Origin of the sequence: Microbacterium sp. AK009 (assembly GCF_013410955.1) — a bacterium.
Classification (GTDB): Bacteria; Actinomycetota; Actinomycetes; order Actinomycetales; family Microbacteriaceae; genus Microbacterium.
This window is the reverse complement of record NZ_JACCCG010000008.1, coordinates 33,991-51,674: the sequence shown is the minus strand read 5'-3', so window position 1 is coordinate 51,674 and position 17,684 is coordinate 33,991. Positions and strand designations below refer to the sequence as shown.

Genomic DNA, 17,684 nt, shown 5'->3' with positions numbered 1-17,684 from the left:
TGGGCGGGATCGGGGAAGGGTGACTCGCATGGCGTCGCACGGGACATCGCATCGGAGCATCGCACGGCGCGTCGCAATATCTGGCGTCGCACCGCAAGTGAGAGGACGCCGTTTCCGGGATCGCGAATTTAGCCCTGTGGTTTGATCAGGGTCATGGATCTGGAATTGGCTTCCGCGTCGCCGGAAGATACGCGGGCCGAGTTCACTCGGCTGTCGGCCCGCGGCTACACGCAGCTACGGCACGTGCTGGTGCAGCTGCCTGACCGTGGCGGCCCGCGTGCTTCGACGCTTGCACGGATGCTCCACGAGCGCAAGCACCGCCCCTTGTTGCTCTACATCATGCTGCTCACCTGCTGGCCGTGGCTCCAGGGCCGCCGCGACCCGCTGGAGGGCGCGGTGTGGATTCGCGCGCTCACCGCGAAGGGCGCGCCCACATGGTCGCCGTCGACGCTCTCGCGGTCCTGGGCGGAGCTCGTCGACCTCGGCCTGGTGGACAAGGGCGACAAGCGCGAGGGCCGGCTGATCCGGCCTGTGCCGCGCCGCGAGGACGGCGGCGCCGACTACGAGCTCCCTGGCGGCCGCCGGGACCGGTGGAACGCGTACTTCTCCCTGCCCGACCAGTTCTGGACGGAGGAGCTGTTCGCGAAGCTGTCGCTGCCGGCGCTGGTCATGCTGCTGCTGGTCGCGAAAGAGACCCAGGGCAAGGACGAGGTGTGGCTGACCTACGACAACGCCGAGGAATGGTACGGGATCAAGCCGAAGTCGGCGCAGAACGGGCTCACCGAGCTGCAGAAGCTCGGCATCCTGCACCGCCGGGCGGAGGTCGTGAAGGCGCCGTTGGCCGCCCATGGCCGCACCGTGCGGATGTGGTACTCGCTGACCGGGCCCTACGGGCACCAGTCACGTCAGGCGCTCCAGAACCGCGCTGCGAAGGAACGCAGAAAACGACTCAAACGCGACGCCCGCGCCGCGGCAGTTCGCCCGAAGAAGGAACAGCAATGACCATCTCCCGCATGCTCTACGTCGACGACTCCGGCGCCGTCGACCACGGGCTCATCGTGTACGGCTGGATCGAGGTCGCCCCCGACCGGTGGCGGCACGGCCTGCGCACCATCCTGGAGCTGCGCAAGCAGCTGTACCGGGACCATCACGTGCCGCCCGCGGTGGAGCTGCACGCGACCAAGTTCGTCAACGGGCGCACCCGCATCTCGACCAGCTCCGGGGCGGACACCGCGGAGTGGAAGACGCTGGGCCGCGCGGTCGCGGTCCAGTGCCTCGAGACGCTGGCCGCGTGCCCGGATATCCGGGTCGGTGCGGTCTGGCGGGGCACCGCGGCGACCGGCCGCGCGTACTACGAGGAGCGTGGCCAGGTGTATCAAACGCTCATCGAGGGGTGGAACGCGGAGCATCGCGCCGCGGACAGCTACGCCTTCGTCAGCATGGACGGCAACGGGGACGATCCGACCTACTTCAACGCGCACCGGTCGTTGCCGCTGGACACGCGGCATCTGATCGAGGACCCGATGATGCACGACTCCCGGCGGTCGCAGTGGGTGCAGATGGCCGACCTGGTGGCCTACACCGCGTTCACGCACCTGAACCGCCACTCGGGCAACGAGTTCGGGTGGACCTGGTACGAGGACTACCTGCTCGGCAAGGACGTCAACGGCGGCCCGAAGCGGGTCTAGCGGTTAAACAGCAAGACCCGCTTATCCACGTGTGTGGGGCGGGTCCGCTCATCCAGTATGAGCCACCCCGCTACCAACCGCAAGGCAGCACCGTTCCGCTGTCAGAGAAGCCAGCTGGCGGGAGTCAGCCCTTCCGGGTGACGGTCGCGCCGCCCGTGTTGCGCTTGTTCTCCGTCACGGTGGTGTGGGGGTGACGTGCGGCCGTCGACGAGGAGACGAACCGGCCGGCGGCGAGGTCGCGCTTGAGACGATCCCGCAGCTCGCGGGCGGCGGTGCGCGCCTCTTCGCTGTAGACGTTGGTCATCGTCGCTCACCACCTTCTGGTTCGGTCGGCGCCGGAGGGTCGACTATCTCGGATATCTCAATCGCCATTCTCGCATCCTCGGCGGTGGCGAGGCTAGGGATCACCAGGGCGTCGAGGACTTTCGACCCGACCACCGATGTGTCGGGGTCGATCGCCTTCTCGGTGGCCCAGGTGAACCGGTCCCACCATTGCGACCGTTGCTCCGCGAGCTGACGCTGCTTGCGGTCCTTCGCGGAGTTGCGCCAGGCGATCCCGCCGGCGATCGCCGCGGCGAAGAACGCCGCGGTGCCGCCGAAGCCGGGCGAGAGGAGGTAGGTCGCCCACCACTGCCCGTCTGGGACGGGCGGCGGAATGGAGCGGCCGATGACGATGCCGGCGACCGCGGCGCCGGCCACGATCAGCCACCACCACCACGGCGGCCGCCGCGGCGACGGGGTGTGGTCGACAGGCTCGGGTGTCACCGCGACAGGCCGCCCCGGTCGCGCTGCTGTGTCACGCCGGCGCGGGACTTCCGCGGCCGCGGCGAGCGACCGGTGGGCGTGGTGACCGCCTCCCGAGGGGGCTTCGCGTTGCCGGTGTCGGCCAGCACGCGGCCGCGGATCTCCTGCTCGCTGGCGGTGCCCTCCAGCGATCGTGCGAACGCCTCACGGCGCTCCGCGCTGTCGTAGGCCACCGTGCTGACCTCGCGCGCCTGACGGACCTCCTGGGCGGCGTCAGCGGCGTCTCTGTCCGCCTGCGCTGCGGCGTCCGGGTCGTCCGCCTCCCAGGCGCGGGCGCGGTCCTCGTCCGCGTCGCGGTCGCGTCCCTCGGCGGTCGCGAGGAGGAGCTGGCTGGCGGTCAGGTCCTCGCCGGCGCGACGTCGTTCCTCGCGCGCCTGCGCGCGATCGCGTTCGGCCTGGCGCAGCGCTTCGGCCACGACGGCGGGGTCGGCACCGGGACGGTCGACGTCGACGCCGTACCGGTCCCGCACCTCCCGGCGGATGGTGTCGTGGGCGGCCGCGGCGGTGTCGTCGTGGTCGCGCCACGCGGTGGCCGTCTCGTGGACGCCGGCGATGTCCTCCACGCTGGCCCGGTTCCACCATTCGGGCTGGTTCACCACGGCGAGCTGCGCGCGTGCGGCGCCGCGTTCGGCGTCGAAGCGGGCTTGCAGCTCGCGCGCCTCCTGGCGGGCGTCAGCTTCTCGCTGCCGGGCCACCTGCTCCCGCAGTCGGGAGACGCGCTCCCCGAACTGCGATGCGACGGTCAGGGCGACGCGCAGCGAATCGTCGAACGCCTCGCCTACACCGTCTGTCTCCTCGGCCATGATCCTGCTCCCTTCCTACTCCCTGCCGTGGCCGTCACGATCGCGTGACGTGTCGGAGGTGGTCCGCTTGCGCGGGGTGATCGGGTTCGGCAACGGCGACCTGGTGCCGGGCGCGGCAAGCCCGCGCTGTGCGCGGCGCACCGCTTCCTCTTCCGGGGTCAACGACGCCGCCGGCGCCGTATCCTTCGTCGGCACGGCCGGGAGCCGTTCCTGGACCGCGGCGAGCTTGTCGCGCAACGACTGGCTCATCTGCTCGGCGCGGCGGGCGTCGCCGGCGGCCTGGTGGGCGTCCAGGAGCGCGACCGACAGACGGCCGAGCTGACGGAACAGGATCGCCTCGGCCGCGGTGCCGCGGCCCGCAGTCGCGGCTTGCAGGAGCATCATCGCCGCGCCGGACGCCGAGCCCATCCGCACCGGCTTCGGGGCCGACTGGTGCGCGCGGATGTGGGCGCTGCGCGACAGCTCGCGAGCGGTGTCCGCGAGCGGGCCGGCGGTCGTCTCGACCCGCTGGGACCACGCCGCAAACGCGCCCGCCGTCTCGCGGGCGACGTGCGCCCACGTCGCCCGATCCCCCGGAGACACGTCCCGCAGCTGCGCGCGCAGCGCGCCGAGCTCGCGGGTGTACTGCTCCCACAGCTCCGGGTCCGGGGTTGCCTCTTCCCGGCCGGGCGCGACCGGCCGGTACTGCCACGGGTTCTTGCTCGTGGCGCGCCACTCGTCGACGGCGGCCTGAGCCGTCTGCGGACTGTCCGGCCACCCCTCCCGAAGCCTCGGGAGGGTCAAGTCGCGGGCCAGCCGGCCTCCGCCGAACCACACCGGCCGGTCTTGCCCGGTCGGGCGCAACGCGACGGAGTAGCCGGCTACGACGTCATCCCGCCCGGCCGCGTAGCGGGGGCGGATGAGGACTCCGCCCTGGCGCAGCCGGCGCACGAACTCGCCTTCGTCCAGCGACGCGATCGCCGCGGCGCGGACGGTCCGCTCGAGGCGGTGCGCATCGACCTCGAGCGCGCCCTGACGTTCCGCACGGGCGCGCTCGGCGGGCTTCACGCCCCGCTCGCCCATGCCCCGCTGGCGGGACTCCAACGGGGTCAGGCCGTGCTCCCGCTCCAGGTCGCGGCACACGTCCTGGGCGCGCGTGAAGTCGTTGTGCGTGCTCGCTTTGGTGCCGTCCTCGCGGACGAGGGACACGGCGATGTGCACGTGATCGTTGCCGTTCGTCGACAGCCCGTGACGCACAGCCACCCACCGGCACGGGGCCTTCCCGGACTCCTCGGTGAAGCCCATCCGGTCGACGAATTGCTGCGCGATCGTGCCCCACTGCTCGTCGCTGAGCTGGCCCTCGTCGGCGTGCAGCGACAGCGAGCAATGCCACACGTCCGCGGCAACTCGGTCGCTGTGCAGCTCCCCGGTCTGTGGATCTTCGACCCGCACCTGCCGAGTGACCTCGACCCCGTACGCCAGGCGCGGGGTGTCCAGCGCGAGTCCGATGTCGCGGGCCGCGGCCTGGTCCAACACGGCGTATCCGTGGCGGGCCATGATCGCGTGATCGCCGGCGACAAGATGCTGCTCGGTGTGCTCGTTGGCGCGTCCTTCGCCGGCGAGGTAGCTCATCAGTCCGACAATGCGCGAGCCGCGCGTGATGTTCGGGATCATGCGCCCGCTAGCGCACGGATCGTCTCGTCGATCCGTGCGCTCAGCCCCCGGTACTCCACGACCACCGTCTCGGCCTCCTCGGGGAACCGGCCCTCGGTGTTCGCATACCGGGCGAGCTGGTTCACGTTGTTCGCCACGGTGCCGAGGGTGCGCGACAGCGCGAACAGTTCCGCGATCGTCTGCTTGCGCTCCGTGCTCGTCTCGACGTGCGCGTTCAGGCCCGCCTCGACCAGGAACCGGGGCACGGTCACACCGGCCACCACGGCGCGGGCGCGCAGCTGCGCGTCCTCCTCCGCGTTCGTCTTCACGACGTACCGGCCGGCGTCCCTCGGCGTGGCCGAGTTCGCGCGCCGCTGACGACCGAACAAGCGGCGCTCGTTCTGCTCCGCCATGTCGTCACCGTCCTCTCGGCCCAGCGCAGCGAACCCGCCTCCTGGCGGGGACCATACGGCCAGTATGCCGCCGGGATCGCCCGGCGTCCAGACTTAGGTTACCTAAGTCTATAGCTTGCTCTGCCAGAGGCTCCGCCACGAGTACAGCGGTAGCGCAGCGAGGTCGGCACCGCTAGGGGCCATTCTCTCCCTCGTCGGCTCGTACGGCGACAGTTAATCTGGGTCGCATGAGCGACACGAACGTGAACCCGGAAGAGGCCGCGCAGAAGGCGCGGGAGCTGATCGAGGCAGACGTCAACGCGCGCGTCGACGCCGTGCGTCAGGTCGTCGCCGCGGCGAACGATGCCGACGACGCGGAGCGGCAATGGAAGGATGCCACCGCGGCGCATGAGCGGGCCTGGCGGGCCGCGCTGGACGCCGGCTGGTCAGAGAAGGATCTGCGTGCCACCGGCGCACGCGCACCCGGTCACTCGGCGCGTCCCCGACGTGCTCGCACCGCTCCCGCACGTACCTCGACCCCTGCGGCTTCTGCTTCTTCTGAGGGGTGAGCCTTCGGCTCTGATCTTCCCAACGGCCCCCGTCACGCTGCGCGCTGACGGGGGCCGTTGCGTGGGCAACGTTCGTTGCCTTTCGGCCTGTGGATGATACGCGCCGGTTTCGCTCCGGCAAGGGCTTTCGCGGCATATCCTCCCTCGCTGCGCTCAGTCCGGTATTCCACGGTCCCCTGCCTCCGCGCCCCCGACGCTGTGATTCGGCTTTTGCCGAAAGGCAATGAGGTTGAAGGGAGAAGTGCCATGAACGATGAACCGCTGACCGTGTACTCCAAGCCCGGTTGCGTGCAGTGCAAGGCGACGCTGCGGGCGCTCGACAACGCGGGCATCCGGTACCGGGTGGTCGATCTGACCGGCGACCCGGTGGCGTTGGAGCACGTCAAGGGATTCGGGTTCGCTCAGGCTCCCGTGGTCGAGGGCGCCGGCGATCCGTGGTCGGGTTTCCGTCCCGACCGAATCGACGAGCTGGTCAAGTCGAGGGCGGTGTGAGCGTGGCTGCGCCGGTGAGCTTCGCGACGGTGCAGACGACGTTCCCGAGTCGCGACGAGGACCACTATCGGCTGGCGCAGAAGGTCGGGCAACGCGACCAACAGCTGCACGACTACGGCCGGCACGGCTACCGGCTGGCGAACACGGTGACGGTCACCGGCGCCGAGTTCGTGACGGTGATCGACACGCTCACGAGGGAGAACGATTGATGCTGCACGACCACTCCCCCGAGCCCCTGTTGCTGACGCCGGATGAGGCGGCGGCGATCCTCGATCGCGACCTGGCGGAGCTGCGACAGTGGCGTGCTCAGAACATCGGCCCCATCTTCCACGACCTCGGCCGCGGACTGATTCGCTACGCCCGCGATTCGGTGATCCAGGAGGCGGCTACGACGTCGGCTCGATGAGAGACGTCGCCGCCAGCCCTCCCAAGCAACGTCGGCCGGACCAGGCAAGATGGTGAGTGTGAATTCCGGCGCGCGCGACCCCCTCGACAGCGCTGAGCTCCGCAAGTCGCGCGGCGCCTTCTTCACGCCCCCCGAGATCGCTACGTTCATCGTCGATTGGGCTGTGCGGTCCACGGACGACAAAGTGTTGGAGCCATCGGCGGGGGACGCGGAGTTTCTTGTTCACGCCACCGCCCGCCTTCAGGCGCTCGGGGTAGCAGCGCCACAGGTCTTCGGAGTGGAACTGCATGACTGGAGCGCTCGCCTTGGAGTGAGTCGGGTGGCCGCGGCCGGGGGCAACGCCGTCATGACAGTGGGGGACTTCTTCGACGCACCCGCGGACGGTCAATATTCAGCGGTTGTCGGCAACCCTCCCTACATCCGCTTCCAGGACTTTTCTGGGGACGCGCGGGCCAAGGCTCGCTCCGCCGCACTTCGCGGTGGCGTCGCGCTGTCGGGGCTTGCCTCGTCATGGGCCGCGTTCACCGTGCACGGTGCGTTGAGTCTTCGCCGCGGCGGACGCCTCGGCTTCGTGCTGCCCGCAGAGCTCCTGCACGCAAACTACGCGGCGCCTGTGCGGCGGTTCCTGTTCGAGAACTTCGCGCAGGTAGACCTCGTCTTGTTCGAGGAGCGGGTCTTTGCCGAGGCGGAGACGGAGGCACTGCTCCTTCTCGCGGACGGATACGGCGGCTCGACCGACCATGCGCGCATCCGCCAAGTCGCAACTGCAACCGCTCTGTCTGTCGAACTTCCGTCAGCCGCGACCTGGGCACCGGCGGACCCGTCCGCTAAGTGGTCAGGATCCACGGTCAGCCCGGAGGCCGCCGGTATCTATGCGAAGCTCGTGCTGGACGGGCGTTTCGCCGCTCTGAAGACCTGGGGCGAAACGACGCTCGGCATGGTCACCGGCAACAACAAGTACTTCGCTCTGAGCCCCGCGGAGGTGTCTGAGCTGGAGCTGCGGCCTACCGATGTTCTCCGGCTCTCTCCCCCTGGATCTAGTCACCTTCGCGGCCTGGAGTTCTCCACCCGAGCTCACACCGAGCTTGGCCGAGCAGGTAAGCGGACCATCTTGTTCCGCCCCTCGGGCAAGCCGTCCGAGGCGGCGTGGCGGTACATTCGCCAAGGTGAAGACGACGGCGTGAACCGCGCGTACAAATGCCGCGTCCGCAAGGAATGGTGGCGCGTGCCGCTGGTCTCGCGGGCCGATCTGCTCCTCACCTACATGAACGCAGACACGCCACGGCTCACCACCAACACGGCTGGCGCCCTGCACCTTAACTCGGTGCACGGTGTGTACCTCAACGATGCGCACCGGGATTTGGCGCGCGAACTTCTTCCTGTCGCCGCCCTGAACTCAGTGACGATGCTCGGCGCTGAGTTCACCGGTCGTGCGTACGGCGGTGGCATGTTGAAGATGGAACCGGGCGAAGCAGATCTATGGGCACTTCCCTCCCCCTCGACGATTTCAGCAGCTCGTGAGGATCTGCTGGCCATACGCCCTCAAGTCGCGGGCAAGCTCCGCACCGGGAAGGTGCTGGAGGCAGCCAAGCTCGTAGACGATGTGCTGCTAGTGGGGTCGCTCGGAATGCGCCGCCCAGAAGTGGCCGAGATTCGCGCTGCACGCGCCACACTCGCCGGCCGCCGTGAGGCAAGGAGTCGACGTGGCAGCTATTGATGATCGCCTCGTCGCCGCACTCAAGTCGTGCGGCTCCAAACCAGGGAATGACGCACCCCAGGCCACCAAGAAGAACTACAACGAGAAGCTGTCGGCCGCTGTCGCACTGGCGGTCGCAGCGGAACTCCGCGCTCGAGGGATGGACGGCGCACGACCGGCGGGTCCCGGCGAGGTTGGTCTCAGTGGAGCGGAGCGTCGCCTGGCCGGAGGCATCGGCGCGAAGAAAGTCGACGTCACCTGGGCGACCGAGGAGTCGGGGCTCATCCTTGCTGTGAGCGTGAAGACGATTCTCTTCAAAGACAGTCGCACCCAAAACTTTCAGAAGAACCTGACGAATCGGCGGGCGGACCTTCTGAATGAGGCGGTCACACTGCACCGCCGATTCCCCTACGCGGTTCTCGCGGCGCTGCTGATCTTCGACGCCGGTGCTGCTCACGACGGAACGGGTCGACGCAAATCAACGTTCCTCAACGCCGGTCCGCGACTACGACTCTTCACCGGTCGACAAGATCCCGCGGGGCGCGACGAGCAATACGAGAAGTTCTACGTGCTTCTGGCTGACCTGAACGACACCATGCCATCAATCCGAGCATATGAAGCGAACGACCTCGAGAACGAAGTCCCTCTCTCAGAGGCGTTCGACACTCTCGTAGCGCTCATCGGAGAGCGCAACTTCGACCTCTACGAAGGCCTCGACGGGCAGGTGACGAAGGCCTAGCCGGTTCGCCTCAGACGTCTACGCTCACGTTCTCGGTCTGGGCCAGCGCGCGGCGGACGGAGGCGGAGCTGACCTGCAACGTCTTGGCGATCGTTTCCCACGTCGCCGGCGGGGTCTGTGCGCGCATCTGGCGCGCCACCTCGACCCGCTCGGCGCTCATCACCGTGGGGCGGCCTCCGACGCGGCCCTGGGCGCGTGCGTACTCCAGACCGAGCCGGGTGTTCTCCCGGATCGTGTCCACGCGCAGCTGCGCGAAAACAGCGACGATGCCGAACAGGGCACGGCCCATCGGGGTCGTGGTGTCGATCACCGGTTCGGTGAGGCTCTTGATGTCGACGCCCTTGTCCTCCAGCTCGTGCAGCGTCTCGATCAGGATGCGCTCGGTGCCGCCGAGCCGGTCGAGGCGGCGCACCAACAGCACGTCGCCGGCGCGGAGGTAGTCCATGCACGCAACCCACTGCGGGCGATCCTTGACCCGGCTGGAGTCGCCGTGGTCGACGAACACGCGCACAGCTCCCGCGGCGCGCAGCTCGGCCTCCTGCGCCTCCGGGTTCTGTTCACGCTTAGACACCCGGGCGTACCCGACGACGGTCATAGTCCCCTCCCCTCCTCGGCTTCTCGGCCGGGCGTTGCGCGACGGCGCGATCGTCCCGTCGACGTCGACGGCGCGGAGCGTCCGGGCGGCAGGCTGCTGTCCAGGTTGGCGAACGCGCGCAGCTGCTCCGCCCGTTCCGGGGTGAGCCGGCCGCCGGCGGCGGGCTGCACGATGCGGTCGAAGATCGCGTGCAGCTCGGTGAAGTCCTGCCGTTCCATCGCCGCCCGGGAGGCCTGGTCGTTCTCTGCTCCGGTCACTCGGCTCCAGTCGAGGTCGAACCCGGCGCCGGCGGCGATCTGCGTCCAGAAGATCCGTTGCGTGCGACCGTTGCCCTCACGGAACGGGTGCAGGTAGTTCACCTGGTCGTAGTGGTGCGCCAGGCGCGCCACGAACCGGTCACGGTCCAGGCCGTGCAGCTGGTGCTCCTCCGCGAGCTCCGCGAACGCGAACCCCGCCCCGGACTCCAGCCGGGACACCGGCATGAAGAACTCGGCGGCGGGATCGGTGCCCTTACGGATGTCGACGGTGCGCAGCTGGCCGGCCCAGTCGTAGACGTCCTGGAACAGCTGCCGATGGATCGCCTGGAGCTGTCGGAGATCTCCGGTGACCTTCACGGGTCGGGTGATCATCTCGGCCCGCCGCCACTCGGTCAGTTCCGCTTCGGCGCGATCCAGCGTCGCCCGGTCGGTCAGGCCGAGCCGATTGCGGAGGACGCCCGATGCGGGCTCGAGGTACGGGTCGACGAACTCAGGCAAGGCCCCAGCGGGCCCGCGTGCGGCGTCCCAGCTCGTCGACGTCGAACTCCCCCGCCGCGTAGGCGGCGGCATCGGCGCGGTACTCGGGGCCGGCGGTCAGGCCCTCCATCGCGGAGCTGTGTGCGGCGTCGGCCACGACGCGCTCGCGCAGCTCGCGCTCGGCCGCGGAAATGGTGCTGGCGGTCCTGACGCTCATGGTGGCCTCCCTCGTTGTCTCTAGTCTACCCGACTTGCTCAAAAACCTATAGAGGAGGTTTTGCACAGAATGGGGTTTTGACAAGGGTTTTGAGCATCCGAACTTTCCCGGATTTTCGGGAGGCACGCTGCGCGGCTGCGGTCCTGCTCAGAACCGATCGTTTTCGGCGCAGCATCAACGATGCACGTGCCGCGGGGCAGACGTCAGCCTGGACCCAGCTGAAGGTGTGGGTCGGGCCAAAGCGGTCGGGTCCAGCCGTCGGTTCCCTCCACGCTGCACGTTTGCCTCCACCGCTCGTGGAGGAACGGCTCTACTCCGTAGGGCAGCGACGTTCTGCCGATTCGCTGTAGGAAGGCACTGGGCGTGCTTCCGCGTCTGCCGATGTCGTCGCTGCGCCGTTGCGTTCGATGTCTTGGATGAGCCACTCCATTTCGAAGATCTCGCGTCGCTGCGCTTCGCTGATTTCGACAGCGAGTTCACACACCCGTACGTCTTGGATCTGGGCGCGCTCCGATCGCGTGATGGCGAGTGAGTGGTGCGGGATCATCGAGTTCATGAATCCTGTGTCGTTCACCAGGATCTGGCTGCGGTCGAGGAACACGCCCCCGCCGATGAGCAGCAAGCCGGCCGCGATGATGGCGATATTGGCTTTGGTGTTCCTGTACATGTTCAGCATCCAGCCGAGCATGACGAGGACCATGGTGCCACCCATGGTGAGAGCCATGAATACGCGGCTTTCGCTGAAGCGGATGTGGCTCCATTGCCAGGAGCCCACGAACATCACCCAGTACATGATGACCATCGCTGTGAGGATCATCGCGCCGAATCGGATGTACATGTTCATCGGCTTGTGGGCCTTCTGCTGACTTTGGCCGGTGCCTGCATTGCTGTTTGAAGGCATGGGAAAGAGACCCCTTTCGTTCGGAGATCTTCGGTGGGCGAGGGGTGTGATCAGAGGGTGTTGAGTAGCTCAGCGCAGGCGTTCTCGCAGCGACGGCACGCTTCGGCGCAGATGCGGCAGTGGTCATGCATGTCGGCGTGCTGTTCGCATTCGTCCGCGCAGCTAGCACACGCGGTGCGGCAGGCTTCGAGGGCAGCCCGGATGAGATTGGCGTCGTAGCCGGTGTGGCGAGAAAGGATCCGGCCTGTTGCCTCACAGAGGTCTGCGCAGTCCAGGTTGGTGCGGATGCACTTGGTGAGGTCGGCGACCATGTCTTCACTGAGACATGCGTCGGCGCACGCGGTGCACGCTTGGGCGCACTCGAGGCAGGCCTCGATGCACGCGACCAGCTTGTCGCGGTCGATGTTTCCCAAGTCGCGCGGGTAGGTGTTCAGCATTTCTTGAATGACCATGGTGGTCTTCCTCTCGGTCGATCACCGCCCACCCCGACAGTAAGCCGAGGGAGCCGAACCCGGCAGGGGACTTGCACATGGTCGGGATGCGCGATATCGGGCGCGCTGTCCTCGCCAGCTTGTAAGAGTCGGGGCGCGATGAAGGAGCCGCCGCGCGGGGCGGTGAAAAACACGCGGCGGCTCCAGTCTGGGGGGCGCCTCGGGGTGAGACGCAGGGGGTTTTCAGCAGACCGCGTGGGCGCGCAGCCAGAGCAGAGGGTCGGTGGCCGTGGTGCCACCTTGGAGAACTTCAAAGTGCAGGTGAGCCCCGAAGGACCGGCCGGTGTCGCCGGTGCGACCGATGTACTGGCCGACACGGACGGTGTCACCGACCTCGACCTGCCGAGAGTCGTACTCCATGTGGGCATAGCGGCTGGACACCGTTTGGCCATCGATGACGTGATCGATCACGATGGTGACGCCGAAGGCCCCACCGTTGTCGGTCGCGACGCGCACGACGCCGTCTGCGACGGCTTGGATGTGCGCACCGGCGCCGGGAACGAAGTCGGTGCCCTCGTGCATCTTGCCGCTGCGCATGCCGAATCCGTAGGTGACGGGCACCCCGACCGCGTAGGGCCATTGGACCGCGCAAGTGGGGTCATTGCGGAACACTGCATCCGAGTAGTTGACGATGCCGGCGGTGCCCGCAAGGTCGACCAGCGTGCCGGTGGAGTAGCTGTCGCGGCTGAGGCTGACATCGGTTCCGGCTTCTGCTGATGTCACGTACGCCTGGATGTCCTCGCTGAGCGCGCTGCGGGGAGTCGAGACGGTGTCGTCGTGCTCATGGGGAAGGGCTTCGGCGTCGACGGTCATACCGATGGTCAGAACGCCGACGAGCCCGACGATGCGTGCCGAGAGAAAAGCCGCCCGTAGGCCAGCGGAACGGCGACGCACAGTGGCTGACGCGCCCACATGCCTTTCCTGCTCGGGTGGGATACCCCGGGTCGAACTGGCTGATTTCTCGGTGGCGTCTTCCGTTGCTGGTGCTGAAGTGAAGGAGAACAGGCGGGCCGCGGCTTCGAAGGGATCGATCGGCGGGTGTCCATCCCCCGGTGCCACTGTGTCATTGTTCGACCGGGCGTCTCGCGGCTGTTGGTCGCGGGGCGTCGTGTGGGCAGGGGTGCTGAGGGTTTTGTGCGTGGAGGCGCGAGCGCGTGCTTGGCGTCGCGTTAGGACGGGCTCGATGCGATGCGTCGGAGCCTCGGCCGGTTCTTTGGTGGTTGTGTGGCGCGGTCGGGTGGACCGGCGGCGTGTGGGAGCTTCGGCGGTGAGGTCGGGCACGTGTGTGGTCTCTCGGGTGAGCGTCAGCTAGGAGGCGGGAAGCAGGCTCAGCCCGCTGTCATCGACGACGAGGATGTCGCCGGCATCGGTGACGGTGATTGCCTGACCGGTGCCGTGCACGGAACCAACGTTCCGCCACACTGGATCAGCGGTCGTGCTGCTCCAGATGGCCCCCTTCGTTCCGACGCCGATGAGGCGTTCACGGTCCGGGGATGAGGCGATGACAAAAAGGCTGGGGGCGTCCGGAACGGGACCGAATGTTGCTCCGCGATCGGTACTGACGCGGAGTCCGTCCGGGGTCGCGGCGATGATACGGCCCGTAGCGTCGACGGCGAGACCGAAGACAAGCAGAGTCGCGCCTGTTGGAGCCCACGTGGCACCGAGGTCGGTGCTCGCCAAGATGAGGCCGTCGCCGGTTTCCTGTCCGTACAGGGTGCCGTCCGGTCCGGCGGTGAGGACGTGGAAGTCTTTCTCGCCGGTGAACGCCACCGGCTCCCATGTCATGCCGCCGTCGCTGCTGCGGATGATGCCAAGGTTTCCCTCCCCAAGCTCCCCGGGGGTGCCCCGGCCGGGATGGCCGGAGGCGATGAGGGTGTCGTCGACGGCGGTGAGGCCCATCGCATCGAAGCTGTAGCTGCCGACGCGGGAGCCGAGTTGCCCGTCAGCGGTGGCGGCGTAGAGGCCCTCGTGGGTGCCGAGAAGGAAGCCGTCATCGTCTGGCGCGGGCACGATCGCGTGAACGTGAGACAGCGCCGTGTCGGCGTGGTCGCTGCCGGTCGATGGCGGTTCGGCTGCGGCGCAGCCGGTGAGCAGCAAGCTGGTGAGCGCGACGAAGCTCGCCGTCGCGCGCAGGTGAATGCGCATTCGCACCCTTTCGATTCCAGGGTGAGGACGCCCCTGCGGAGCGTCCTCACCGGTGGGGTGCGTTAGAGCTGCGCGAGCAGTTCCTGCATCTCGGTAATCTCGGCGGTCTGCGTGTCGACGATGGTCTGCGCCATCGCGACCGCGTCAGCGTTCTGGCCGTTGTCGACTTCGTCCTGGGCCATCTCGATCGCGCCTTCATGGTGCATCGTCATCTGCTCGAGGAACAGCCGGGACGCCTCGGCGCCGGTGGCGGCTTCCAGCGCGGCCATGTCGTCCTCGCTCATCATGCCGCCGCCGTGATCCATGCCCTCCATGCTGTCCATATCGGGCATGTCGGCACCCCACTCGGTCAGCCAGGACTGCAGCTGGTCGATCTCGGGCTGCTGGGCGGCCTTGATGTCCGAGGCCAGGGTCAGCACACCCGGGTCGATGCCCTCCTTGTCCAGGATCATGTCAGCCATCTCGACGGCCTGCTGATGGTGAGGGATCATCATCTGCGCGAACATCACATCCGCGTCGTTGAAGTCCGCGGTCACCGTGGACGATGAGGACGGGGACGAGCTGCTGCCGTGGTCCATGCCAGGCATGGACTCCGAGCCGGAGCCGTCGGCGCAGCCGGCGAGGGTGAGGGCGGCGGCGAGGGTGAGCGCAGCGGTCGCTGCGGTACGAATCTTCATCAGGGTTCTCCAAATACAGGGGTACGTGAACGAACACCGGTCGCATCGACAGGTGCGTAAAGGCGGAGCCGGCAGGAGTGCGCCGGCTCGGCCGCATCACGTACGACTGATGCAGAGAGCTGTGAGAGAAGGCGGCCGCAGCCTCGGCCTGCCGGGAAGCGCGGCACTGAGTGGCCGCGGGCGTGGCAGGACCGACAACCACACCTGGCTCGGGCGGAGTCGGGCCAGCAGCAGCACGCTAGCCAGCAGCGCCAGCACACACGCCATGGCCAACATGTCGGCGTGGCCTGAGCCACAATCCGCACACCCTTCGTCCGTCACGGTGGCACCGGAGTGGTGATCATCCACGGTGACACTGGCGGTGGCGACGGTGGCTTGGTGGCCGGTCTGGGCGGCGGTGTGGGTGTTGAGGGAGTGCATGGCCAGCAGGCCGACGATGACCGCGGCGGTCAACGCGATGAGCAGCAGAAGGGTGCGGGCTATCGACCGTCCGGCGTGGAGCCGGTCTGTCAGTGTGATCAGCGACATGTCACCTCCCTCCCTTCCACGGTACGTCACTCCTGTCAGCGGTCGGTAACCGCGTCCGGGCTGAGGTTGAGGCGTCGCAGTAGTTGAGCGTTGAGGGCGACGACGATGGTGGACAGCGACATCAGGATGGCGCCGACAGACATGGGTAGGACGAACCCGACGGGGGCGAGTACCCCGGCGGCGAGCGGGACGGAGATGAGGTTGTACCCGGCGGCCCACCACAGGTTCTGCTTCATCTTGCGGTAGCTGGCGCGAGACAACTCGATCACCGACAGCACGGAGCGGGGATCGTCACTGGCAAGAATGACACCGGCGGACGCTATCGCCACATCGGTGCCCGCACCGATGGCGATACCGACGTCGGCTTGCGCGAGAGCCGGTGCATCGTTGACCCCGTCACCGACCATGGCGACCTTGCGGCCTTCGCTTTGAAGCTCCTTGACCTTGGACGCCTTGTCCTCCGGCCGGACTCCGGCGAAGAACCGGTCGATACCGAGGTCGGCGGCGACGGAGGCGGCGACCGCTTCGGCGTCTCCGGTGATCATGACGACCTGCACACCCCGCTGATGTAGCGCGTCGACGGCCGCGCGGGATTCGGGACGGATCTCGTCTGCCAGGCGCAATGCCCCTGCGACCTGCCCGTCGACGAGAACGTGCAGGATGATCGCGCCCTCGTTGCGCCACTCATCCGCGACCGGCAGCTCGGCCGCGCCCTCCTGCTTCAGCATGTACGGGCCGCCGACCTGGACGGTGCGACCGGTCACCCGCGCACGGACACCGACGGCCGGTGAGGACTGAAAGTCGACGGCAGCGGGAACGGTGAACTGCTTCTCGTGCGCGGCGTTCACGATCGCCCGAGCCAGAGGGTGTTCCGAGTCTGCTTCGGCGGCGGCGGCCCACGTGAGCAGCTCGTCTGCGTCGATACCAGCGGCCGGGTCGATCGCGGTGACGGCGGGGGTGCCCTTGGTGAGGGTGCCGGTCTTGTCGAACAGGACCGTGTCGACGGTGCGCATGCTCTCCAGCGCGAGGCGGTCTTTCACGAGCACACCGCCGCGGGCGGCGCGCTCGGTCGCGATGGACACCACCAGCGGGATGGCAAGGCCCAGGGCGTGCGGGCAGGCGATGACGAGGACGGTGATGGTGCGGATCACGGCTTGGTCGGGGAGCCCGACCAAGGTCCAGACCGTGGCTGTGATCGCGGCCGCCCCGAGAGCGAACCAGAACAGCCACCCGGCGGCACGGTCCGCGAGGCGTTGTGCGTGAGAGGAGGAGTTCTGCGCTTCGGTGACGAGTTTCTGGATGCCGGCCAGCGCGGTGTCCTCCCCGACCGCAGTGATTTCCACCCTCACCCCGGAGTCGGTGGCGACGGTGCCTGCGATGACCTGGTCGCCGTCGCTGCGGCGAACCGGGCGGGATTCGCCAGTGATCATCGACTCGTCCATGCTGGCCGTGCCCTGCACGATCCGACCATCCGCGGGGACCCGCCCGCCGGGGCGGACAACGACGACGTCACCAACTTGCAGATCGGCGGGGGCGACGGTGACAGTGCTGTCCCCGTCAACCTTTTCGGCCTCGTCGGGCAGGAGCGCGGCGAGAGAGTCCAGCGCGGAGGTGGTCTGGGCGAGGGAACGCATCTCGATCCAGTGCCCGAGGAGCATGATGACGATCAGCAGCGCCAGCTCCCACCAGAAGTCCAGCTCGTGGTGCAGCAGCCCTATGCTGGCCCCCCACGAGGCGAGGAATGCGACGGTGATCGCGAGGGCGATGAGGAGCATCATGCCGGGCTTGCGGGCACGGAGCTCGCTGACGGCACCGGTGAGGAACGGGGCGCCACCCCACACATACATGACGGTGCCGAGGATGGGGGACACCCATTCCACCCATGCGGCGTCCGGCAGCGGGTATCCAATCAGCATCGAGAACATCGTGGAGAACCCCACGACCGGCACAGCGAGAATCAGCATGATCCAGAACAGGCGCCGGAACCGGGCAACGTGATCGCCGTGTCCGGCGTGCCCGCCGTGGTCGGCGTGGCCGTGCCCGGACTGTCCGGCGGCGGGTGCCCGCTCGTCTTCGCTCTGCGGGTGACTCATCGCCGCGTGGTCGTGTTCGGCGGTGGCCGCCGGGGCGTGGTGGTTGTGGTGGTCGTGCTGGCTCATCGGAGCCTCCTTCTCT

At 68.1% G+C, this 17,684-nt stretch carries 23 protein-coding genes; 8 read left to right on the top strand and 15 right to left on the bottom strand.

The window, feature by feature from the left end; all coding sequences use genetic code 11:
* Positions 1-153: 153 nt before the first annotated feature.
* Both HDC37_RS16400 and HDC37_RS16395 read left to right on the top strand, forming a co-directional pair.
* The gene (locus HDC37_RS16400) at positions 154-1,002 is read left to right on the top strand and encodes an ArsR family transcriptional regulator (RefSeq protein ID WP_179561464.1); all 849 of its coding nucleotides are present in this window, start codon (positions 154-156) and stop codon (positions 1,000-1,002) included.
* A complete protein-coding gene (locus HDC37_RS16395; RefSeq protein ID WP_179561463.1) occupies positions 999-1,688 on the top strand; it encodes a DUF3800 domain-containing protein in 690 nt (229 codons plus the stop codon). Before HDC37_RS16400 ends, HDC37_RS16395 begins: the two co-directional genes overlap by 4 nt.
* A gap of 124 nt (positions 1,689-1,812) precedes the next feature.
* On the opposite strand, the gene HDC37_RS16390 is transcribed toward HDC37_RS16395, so the two are convergent.
* The 5 genes from HDC37_RS16390 to mobC are packed head-to-tail and all read right to left on the bottom strand — an operon-like array spanning position 1,813 to position 5,340.
* Positions 1,813-1,992 (bottom strand): hypothetical protein, encoded by a 180-nt coding sequence (locus HDC37_RS16390; RefSeq protein WP_179561426.1) that lies wholly within the window; start codon positions 1,990-1,992, stop codon positions 1,813-1,815.
* Positions 1,989-2,453 (bottom strand): hypothetical protein, encoded by a 465-nt coding sequence (locus tag HDC37_RS16385; protein WP_179561462.1) that lies wholly within the window; start codon positions 2,451-2,453, stop codon positions 1,989-1,991. The genes HDC37_RS16390 and HDC37_RS16385 overlap by 4 nt, the downstream gene beginning before the upstream one ends.
* The gene (locus HDC37_RS16380) at positions 2,450-3,295 is read right to left on the bottom strand and encodes a hypothetical protein (RefSeq protein WP_179561461.1); all 846 of its coding nucleotides are present in this window, start codon (positions 3,293-3,295) and stop codon (positions 2,450-2,452) included. Before HDC37_RS16380 ends, HDC37_RS16385 begins: the two co-directional genes overlap by 4 nt.
* 15 nt (positions 3,296-3,310) lie before the next feature.
* Positions 3,311-4,948, bottom strand: coding sequence for a relaxase/mobilization nuclease domain-containing protein (locus HDC37_RS16375; RefSeq protein ID WP_179561460.1), 1,638 nt, complete (start codon positions 4,946-4,948; stop codon positions 3,311-3,313).
* Positions 4,945-5,340 (bottom strand): plasmid mobilization relaxosome protein MobC, encoded by a 396-nt coding sequence (gene mobC / locus HDC37_RS16370; protein ID WP_179561459.1) that lies wholly within the window; start codon positions 5,338-5,340, stop codon positions 4,945-4,947. Before mobC ends, HDC37_RS16375 begins: the two co-directional genes overlap by 4 nt.
* Before the next feature lie 227 nt (positions 5,341-5,567).
* Between mobC and HDC37_RS16365 the strand changes: the two genes are divergently transcribed.
* The 6 genes from HDC37_RS16365 (at position 5,568) to HDC37_RS16340 (ending at position 9,221) form a co-directional block, all read left to right on the top strand.
* Complete coding sequence (locus HDC37_RS16365; RefSeq protein WP_179561458.1) at positions 5,568-5,888, top strand: hypothetical protein; 321 nt, start codon at positions 5,568-5,570, stop codon at positions 5,886-5,888.
* A gap of 246 nt (positions 5,889-6,134) precedes the next feature.
* The gene (nrdH, locus tag HDC37_RS16360) at positions 6,135-6,380 is read left to right on the top strand and encodes a glutaredoxin-like protein NrdH (RefSeq protein WP_179561457.1); all 246 of its coding nucleotides are present in this window, start codon (positions 6,135-6,137) and stop codon (positions 6,378-6,380) included.
* Positions 6,381-6,382: 2 nt separating this feature from the next.
* Complete coding sequence (locus HDC37_RS16355; protein WP_179561456.1) at positions 6,383-6,589, top strand: hypothetical protein; 207 nt, start codon at positions 6,383-6,385, stop codon at positions 6,587-6,589.
* Complete coding sequence (locus tag HDC37_RS16350; protein ID WP_179561455.1) at positions 6,589-6,786, top strand: hypothetical protein; 198 nt, start codon at positions 6,589-6,591, stop codon at positions 6,784-6,786. Before HDC37_RS16355 ends, HDC37_RS16350 begins: the two co-directional genes overlap by 1 nt.
* Before the next feature lie 58 nt (positions 6,787-6,844).
* Complete coding sequence (locus tag HDC37_RS16345; protein WP_308472256.1) at positions 6,845-8,503, top strand: N-6 DNA methylase; 1,659 nt, start codon at positions 6,845-6,847, stop codon at positions 8,501-8,503.
* Positions 8,490-9,221, top strand: coding sequence for a hypothetical protein (locus tag HDC37_RS16340; protein WP_257021585.1), 732 nt, complete (start codon positions 8,490-8,492; stop codon positions 9,219-9,221). The genes HDC37_RS16345 and HDC37_RS16340 overlap by 14 nt, the downstream gene beginning before the upstream one ends.
* Positions 9,222-9,231: 10 nt before the next feature.
* On the opposite strand, the gene HDC37_RS16335 is transcribed toward HDC37_RS16340, so the two are convergent.
* From HDC37_RS16335 to HDC37_RS16290, 10 genes are all read right to left on the bottom strand, one after another.
* Positions 9,232-9,816 (bottom strand): recombinase family protein, encoded by a 585-nt coding sequence (locus HDC37_RS16335; RefSeq protein ID WP_039710358.1) that lies wholly within the window; start codon positions 9,814-9,816, stop codon positions 9,232-9,234.
* On the bottom strand, positions 9,813-10,571 hold the full coding sequence (locus HDC37_RS16330) for a Fic family protein (RefSeq protein WP_063777207.1): 759 nt from the start codon (positions 10,569-10,571) through the stop codon (positions 9,813-9,815). The genes HDC37_RS16335 and HDC37_RS16330 overlap by 4 nt, the downstream gene beginning before the upstream one ends.
* The gene (locus HDC37_RS16325) at positions 10,564-10,767 is read right to left on the bottom strand and encodes an antitoxin VbhA family protein (RefSeq protein WP_039710359.1); all 204 of its coding nucleotides are present in this window, start codon (positions 10,765-10,767) and stop codon (positions 10,564-10,566) included. Before HDC37_RS16325 ends, HDC37_RS16330 begins: the two co-directional genes overlap by 8 nt.
* A gap of 310 nt (positions 10,768-11,077) precedes the next feature.
* Positions 11,078-11,668: a DUF305 domain-containing protein gene (locus HDC37_RS16320; RefSeq protein WP_218869926.1), complete on the bottom strand. Its 591-nt coding sequence runs from the start codon at positions 11,666-11,668 to the stop codon at positions 11,078-11,080.
* A 50-nt stretch (positions 11,669-11,718) separates the two neighbouring features.
* On the bottom strand, positions 11,719-12,120 hold the full coding sequence (locus tag HDC37_RS16315) for a four-helix bundle copper-binding protein (protein ID WP_039710360.1): 402 nt from the start codon (positions 12,118-12,120) through the stop codon (positions 11,719-11,721).
* A 222-nt stretch (positions 12,121-12,342) separates the two neighbouring features.
* Complete coding sequence (locus HDC37_RS16310) at positions 12,343-12,972, bottom strand: M23 family metallopeptidase (protein ID WP_179561453.1); 630 nt, start codon at positions 12,970-12,972, stop codon at positions 12,343-12,345.
* Positions 12,973-13,467: 495 nt separating this feature from the next.
* Positions 13,468-14,304 carry a F510_1955 family glycosylhydrolase gene (locus HDC37_RS16305; RefSeq protein WP_257021584.1) on the bottom strand — a complete coding sequence of 279 codons (837 nt, stop codon included), beginning with the start codon at positions 14,302-14,304 and terminating at the stop codon, positions 13,468-13,470.
* A 62-nt stretch (positions 14,305-14,366) separates the two neighbouring features.
* On the bottom strand, positions 14,367-14,981 hold the full coding sequence (locus tag HDC37_RS16300) for a DUF305 domain-containing protein (protein ID WP_179561452.1): 615 nt from the start codon (positions 14,979-14,981) through the stop codon (positions 14,367-14,369).
* Between the two features lie 96 nt (positions 14,982-15,077).
* Positions 15,078-15,509, bottom strand: a complete 432-nt coding sequence (locus tag HDC37_RS16295; protein ID WP_179561451.1) for a DUF6153 family protein — start codon at positions 15,507-15,509, stop codon at positions 15,078-15,080.
* A 35-nt stretch (positions 15,510-15,544) separates the two neighbouring features.
* The gene (locus tag HDC37_RS16290) at positions 15,545-17,668 is read right to left on the bottom strand and encodes a heavy metal translocating P-type ATPase (RefSeq protein WP_179561450.1); all 2,124 of its coding nucleotides are present in this window, start codon (positions 17,666-17,668) and stop codon (positions 15,545-15,547) included.
* Positions 17,669-17,684: the final 16 nt, after the last annotated feature.

What these genes read in the sequence shown, in the direction of transcription:
- HDC37_RS16300 (WP_179561452.1), bottom strand. Translation starts at nt 14,981, where the DNA reads ATGAAGATTCGTACCGCAGCGACCGCTGCGCTCACCCTCGCCGCCGCC.
- HDC37_RS16325 (WP_039710359.1), bottom strand. Translation starts at nt 10,767, where the DNA reads ATGAGCGTCAGGACCGCCAGCACCATTTCCGCGGCCGAGCGCGAGCTG.
- HDC37_RS16380 (WP_179561461.1), bottom strand. Translation starts at nt 3,295, where the DNA reads ATGGCCGAGGAGACAGACGGTGTAGGCGAGGCGTTCGACGATTCGCTG.
- HDC37_RS16305 (WP_257021584.1), bottom strand. Translation starts at nt 14,304, where the DNA reads ATGCGCATTCACCTGCGCGCGACGGCGAGCTTCGTCGCGCTCACCAGC.
- HDC37_RS16320 (WP_218869926.1), bottom strand. Translation starts at nt 11,668, where the DNA reads ATGCCTTCAAACAGCAATGCAGGCACCGGCCAAAGTCAGCAGAAGGCC.
- HDC37_RS16295 (WP_179561451.1), bottom strand. Translation starts at nt 15,509, where the DNA reads ATGTCGCTGATCACACTGACAGACCGGCTCCACGCCGGACGGTCGATA.
- mobC (WP_179561459.1), bottom strand. Translation starts at nt 5,340, where the DNA reads ATGGCGGAGCAGAACGAGCGCCGCTTGTTCGGTCGTCAGCGGCGCGCG.
- HDC37_RS16400 (WP_179561464.1), top strand. Translation starts at nt 154, where the DNA reads ATGGATCTGGAATTGGCTTCCGCGTCGCCGGAAGATACGCGGGCCGAG.
- HDC37_RS16365 (WP_179561458.1), top strand. Translation starts at nt 5,568, where the DNA reads ATGAGCGACACGAACGTGAACCCGGAAGAGGCCGCGCAGAAGGCGCGG.
- HDC37_RS16395 (WP_179561463.1), top strand. Translation starts at nt 999, where the DNA reads ATGACCATCTCCCGCATGCTCTACGTCGACGACTCCGGCGCCGTCGAC.
- HDC37_RS16335 (WP_039710358.1), bottom strand. Translation starts at nt 9,816, where the DNA reads ATGACCGTCGTCGGGTACGCCCGGGTGTCTAAGCGTGAACAGAACCCG.
- HDC37_RS16315 (WP_039710360.1), bottom strand. Translation starts at nt 12,120, where the DNA reads ATGGTCATTCAAGAAATGCTGAACACCTACCCGCGCGACTTGGGAAAC.
- nrdH (WP_179561457.1), top strand. Translation starts at nt 6,135, where the DNA reads ATGAACGATGAACCGCTGACCGTGTACTCCAAGCCCGGTTGCGTGCAG.
- HDC37_RS16290 (WP_179561450.1), bottom strand. Translation starts at nt 17,668, where the DNA reads ATGAGCCAGCACGACCACCACAACCACCACGCCCCGGCGGCCACCGCC.
- HDC37_RS16375 (WP_179561460.1), bottom strand. Translation starts at nt 4,948, where the DNA reads ATGATCCCGAACATCACGCGCGGCTCGCGCATTGTCGGACTGATGAGC.
- HDC37_RS16390 (WP_179561426.1), bottom strand. Translation starts at nt 1,992, where the DNA reads ATGACCAACGTCTACAGCGAAGAGGCGCGCACCGCCGCCCGCGAGCTG.
- HDC37_RS16350 (WP_179561455.1), top strand. Translation starts at nt 6,589, where the DNA reads ATGCTGCACGACCACTCCCCCGAGCCCCTGTTGCTGACGCCGGATGAG.
- HDC37_RS16310 (WP_179561453.1), bottom strand. Translation starts at nt 12,972, where the DNA reads ATGACCGTCGACGCCGAAGCCCTTCCCCATGAGCACGACGACACCGTC.